This window comes from Wohlfahrtiimonas larvae, from assembly GCF_002006755.1.
Classification (GTDB): Bacteria; Pseudomonadota; Gammaproteobacteria; order Cardiobacteriales; family Wohlfahrtiimonadaceae; genus Wohlfahrtiimonas; species Wohlfahrtiimonas larvae.
In genome coordinates this window covers 1-4,389 of sequence record NZ_MVDO01000091.1, presented here as the reverse complement: position 1 = coordinate 4,389, position 4,389 = coordinate 1, and the positions used below count along the sequence as shown (strand labels likewise).

At 37.9% G+C, this 4,389-nt stretch carries 5 protein-coding genes and 1 pseudogene; 1 reads left to right on the top strand and 5 read right to left on the bottom strand.

What is annotated here, in order from left to right; translation table 11 throughout:
- The 5 genes from BZK14_RS05720 to BZK14_RS05700 form a co-directional block, all read right to left on the bottom strand.
- On the bottom strand, positions 1–566 hold a 566-nt coding region (locus tag BZK14_RS05720; protein WP_171973645.1), incomplete at its 3' end, for an ABC transporter substrate-binding protein.
- A 101-nt stretch (positions 567–667) separates the two neighbouring features.
- Positions 668–1,627: an iron chelate uptake ABC transporter family permease subunit gene (locus BZK14_RS05715; protein ID WP_143691368.1), complete on the bottom strand. Its 960-nt coding sequence runs from the start codon at positions 1,625–1,627 to the stop codon at positions 668–670.
- Entirely contained in the window at positions 1,624–2,562 is a 939-nt protein-coding gene (locus tag BZK14_RS05710) for an ABC transporter permease (protein ID WP_077925597.1), read from the bottom strand. Before BZK14_RS05710 ends, BZK14_RS05715 begins: the two co-directional genes overlap by 4 nt.
- Complete coding sequence (locus BZK14_RS05705; RefSeq protein WP_077925596.1) at positions 2,549–3,391, bottom strand: AraC family transcriptional regulator; 843 nt, start codon at positions 3,389–3,391, stop codon at positions 2,549–2,551. Before BZK14_RS05705 ends, BZK14_RS05710 begins: the two co-directional genes overlap by 14 nt.
- Before the next feature lie 15 nt (positions 3,392–3,406).
- Entirely contained in the window at positions 3,407–3,796 is a 390-nt protein-coding gene (locus tag BZK14_RS05700) for a hypothetical protein (RefSeq protein ID WP_077925595.1), read from the bottom strand.
- Between the two features lie 69 nt (positions 3,797–3,865).
- Between BZK14_RS05700 and BZK14_RS05695 the strand changes: the two are divergent.
- Positions 3,866–4,389, top strand: a pseudogene (locus BZK14_RS05695) (hypothetical protein); the annotation flags it as partial.

The following is a 4,389-nucleotide window of genomic DNA, read 5'->3' as shown; positions in this document are numbered from 1 at the left end:
TCTTTAACCTTTTCATTGATCTCATCAACTTTCTGTTGTGCTAACTTTTCTTTTTTGAAAATTTTGCCTAAATCCATAAGATGCTTTTTGATCACTTCAATGTGGGCAGATTGGCTATCTTTATAATCCACATCAAAATGAATGGTTGGAGCAATTTGCGTTAATTCTTTGTAATGGTTTGCTTGTAATGATGTGATCAAGATTAAATCAGGGCGCGTTGCATAAACCTTTTCCATATTTGGTTGTACAATTGCGCCTGTATCTTGAATATTCGGTGCTGTTTTATATTTCGCTAGGAAATGTGGCACAAAATCTTTTGGCATGCCCGCAACAGGGATGTTCAATTGATCAAGAAAATCCACTTCATTCATATCTAGCGCAGCTACAGTTTGTGGCATTTGCTTGATGTCAGTTGTGCCTAAATGATGCTGAATTGCAACAGGCTCATAATCTGTTTGTGGTGATACATTAGCTGTGGCTGTTTTAGGCTCACAGCCTTGCAGGGCAACAGCGGTTGCTAGTAATAAAGTGATCGCACCAAACTTGTGCTTTGAGTTAAAGATCATGTTTATTCTCCTTTTACGTTTTTTACGGCAAAGTTTAGCTAGGGCTAGGTCTTAAAAAGACAGCCTGAATGGTTCAATTGGTCGTCACCAGTTGAGTGTGTTTAGGTTGATCCGCGTGTGCGTAACATCAATAGTAAAAACCATGTGCCGCACACTAAATTTACCAAAATACTGACGGTAGTTCGGTAGTTAAATAAGTGTTCTACTGCAAGCTGTGCCACTATAAACATTGCAATTGCAATGGCTGCGCCTGTTGATAATGTCATTGTGTGCCTAAATGAACGCGTTAATGCATAAGTCATATTGGCAACGAAAATTCCCATAAAAGCTGTAGGGCCAAGTAAGCTTGTTGAAATTGCAACCAATATTGCAATCAATAATAGATACAATCGCACTGTACGCTGGTAATCTACGCCCAATGATATTGCTTGATCACGCCCTAATGACAACACATCTAATTTAGGTAAATACTTAATGCCAATGATGCTAACAAAAGCTAGAATTACGGTGGAAATGATTAATTGTTGAGGTTCAGCTTTCCCAAAGGAAGCTTGGCTGAAGCCTAATAAAATCGAGAATTCCCCGGGGCTCACTTTGAGCTGAATAAATTGTGTAAATGTGCTGATGACTATTGTTAACACTAAGCCGAGCATTAATAGAACGTACACATCATTTTGACCATTACGAAACAGGAATCGATGAATGATCCATGAATAACTGAGCATTAATATGATGGATAATAAAAAATTCATATTTGCGCTGATAATCACCAAGCTTTGTGCGCCCATGAATAGAATCAATAATGATTGAAACAGTAAATAAACTGATTCATAACCCATAATTGCGGGCGTTAAAATGCGGTTACTTGTGATGCTTTGAAAAATAATGGATGACCAAGCAATGCAAATACCGCCAATGATCATGGTGACTAAGCGATTCATTCGCTTAGGAATGAGATAATTGAAATCAAAGCCTGAACGGATAAATAGAAATGTCATCGCGAGAGCAAATACAATGATCCAAATACTGTGCTTGGGTAATCTTGTGATTAAATGGTTCATGCTCTGTTTCTCCATAAAATCAATATGAAGAACAAAATACCACCAATACTGCCAGCGGTTAAGCCAATGGGCACTTCAAAAGGATGAATCAATAAGCGCCCAATGATGTCGCAGATTAATAATAGCGATGCACCACCCAAAGCAACAAGCGGTAAAGTGCGGCCAAGATTATCGCCATAATGCATTGCAACTAAGTTAGGAATCACTAAGCCTACAAAGGGAATGGCACCAACGGTAATAACAGTGGATGCAACTGTAACAGCCACAAGGATTAAACCTAGCACAACTGTAGCTGTGTAATTTAAGCCTAGGCTTTTGGCAATGCCTTCGCCCATGCCAAGCATTGTGAAGCGCTGAGCATATAAATAAGTCAAAACCACAATCGGCAAAATGAGATAAATGATTTCATAGTTGCCTTGCACGATTTTTGAGAAATCGCCGAGCATCCAACCTTGCATGCTTTGCAGAATATTATTGTGATAAGCGTAATATTCAGCAATGGCGCTGAGTACACCGCCATACATTAAGCCAATCACAGGAATGAGTACTGTGCTTTTGAGGCGAATACGGCTCACCATGCCCACAAAAATTAAACTAGAAGCAAAGCAGAAGAGCAGGGCAAAGAGCATACGAATGATATTACTGGATGTCGGGATCATTGTGAGCGCAACGAGAATACCAAGCTTTGCGGCATCCAATCCACCTGATGTTGCAGGTTCCACAAATTTATTGCGCACGATGTGTTGCAAAATCACACCGCACACAGATAAGCCAACGCCCGTTAAAACGAGTGATGCCAAGCGTGGAAAACGACTCGCCGTTAATGTTAGCCATGACATATCTTGTGCACCAATTGCTAACGAAATAATACAAAGTATTAGAAAAAGAATACTGAATAGACTTCCCTGAATCAGGACGTTTTTATTTATATTCATAAAATCCACCTGCAGGGATATGAAATATTTGTTGTTCTCTTTCTTTGCGCTCTATCATGAATCGTTTTGGTGAAACACCTGCGATTTTACGGAACATGGTAATAAAGCTACTGGTGTTGGTATAACCCAGTAGTTCTGTAATATCTTGTAGAGATCGACCTTCACCCAACATAAAAATGGCATTCACAACATGCAGTTGCCTGCGCCATTGATTCACACTCATGCCGGTCTCTTCTAAAAATAAACGTGACATATTGCGTGAACTCATATTGATGGACTTCGCCCATGATTGTAATGTTTCACGTTCCACAGGATTGTCGATAATGTGTTTTGTAAGCTTTTTAAGTCTAGGATCACGAGGTAGTGGTAAATTGAGTTGGTCTAATGGTGCGACTTTCAATTCATTCAGAAGTACCTCAATGATTAAACCACTTGGACCAGTTTCATCATAATCTTCTGGAAAAGTTGCAACTTTTTGTAAAAGTTCTCTTAACAGAGAAGAAATATGAATTGTGCAACACTCTTTGGGTAAAGCATCACAGACTTCGGGGGCGATGAATAAAATGAGCCCTTTAGAATGATCACTGATAATAGAGCGATGTTCGGTATTAGGAGGTACCCATACTGCACCATGAGAAGGGACATTCCATATCCCACTTTTTGTTTCTAAACTTGTGACCCCTTTTTCAATAAAAATAAGTTGTCCTTTTTTATGGGAATGATCCATTAATTCCCAGCTTTCACTGATCAGCCCCATGCCGACCACAACAACTTTACGATCAATTTGATCAGGATAATCTGAGGAGATTTTAAAATGATTAATGAACATCTAGAAGCTCCGATATTATTCAGCAGCCAATAAAATAGATGCTTTTTGATAAGCTTCTTCTTGAGATGCAACCATGACGAATGGATATTCCCAAAATTTCTCAAAAATTGGTGCGTATAATTGCATTTCTTCACGTTTTTTAGGATCAGGAATGATCATGAAAGAAGATAATACCCAACGGTTAAGATACACTTTGCGCTGATTTGCCCATGCGGCAACTTCCATACGAACATCTTTAGCTTGGTCGGCTTCTTCTTGAGAAGATTCGCCCTTACCAATGATGACAAAAGGTTGTTCTTTGGCAAATAGCTCATCCAAATTATCTAATATTTCTCTAAAATCAACTCTATAAGGCGCACTGTAATCTATTTTAACAATAGGAAAGTTCGCAATATCCATTTGCATGTTACTCACCAAAAATCACTTTCAAATAAGAATGATTATTATACGCAATTGAGAAGATATATGTTTTTAATGATGGACAAAATATTTAGTGATCGAGCCAAAAGTAGATTGATGGATTATTTTGAATCTAAATTATCTTCAGGTAGGATGAGTAAATTATCATTTAAATATCTCATTATGATTCCAATTAATCCCAATGTTTTTTTGTATTTCTATATCGCAGAACTGCTTTTATGGATCACGCCATTTTTTATTTTTATCACATTATCGATCATAGCAAGAGTTGTTTATGTAGCTCGCAAAGCACAAATATCCGTTTGGCAGCAATTTTTTAAGCGAAAAATTCTCGCTGGGATTTCAATCGTTATATTTATATTAACGGGCATATTATCTGTGATTGGATGTGAGACTTTGAGTATAAAAAAAGAGCTGAATCAGCTATCAGAAAGCTATGATGAAAAGCATCGCAATCAGCAAATGCGTAGAAATTTTGTGTTAGAACATGATCATCAATATGGTGAATTTATCTTTCCAAAAGGCACATTGATCAATCGTTATGATCCCAGTGACAATGGTGAAGAAACTTATCCATT

What these genes read in the sequence shown, in the direction of transcription:
- BZK14_RS05705 (WP_077925596.1), bottom strand. Translation starts at nt 3,391, where the DNA reads ATGTTCATTAATCATTTTAAAATCTCCTCAGATTATCCTGATCAAATT.
- BZK14_RS05700 (WP_077925595.1), bottom strand. Translation starts at nt 3,796, where the DNA reads ATGCAAATGGATATTGCGAACTTTCCTATTGTTAAAATAGATTACAGT.
- BZK14_RS05715 (WP_143691368.1), bottom strand. Translation starts at nt 1,627, where the DNA reads ATGAACCATTTAATCACAAGATTACCCAAGCACAGTATTTGGATCATT.
- BZK14_RS05710 (WP_077925597.1), bottom strand. Translation starts at nt 2,562, where the DNA reads ATGAATATAAATAAAAACGTCCTGATTCAGGGAAGTCTATTCAGTATT.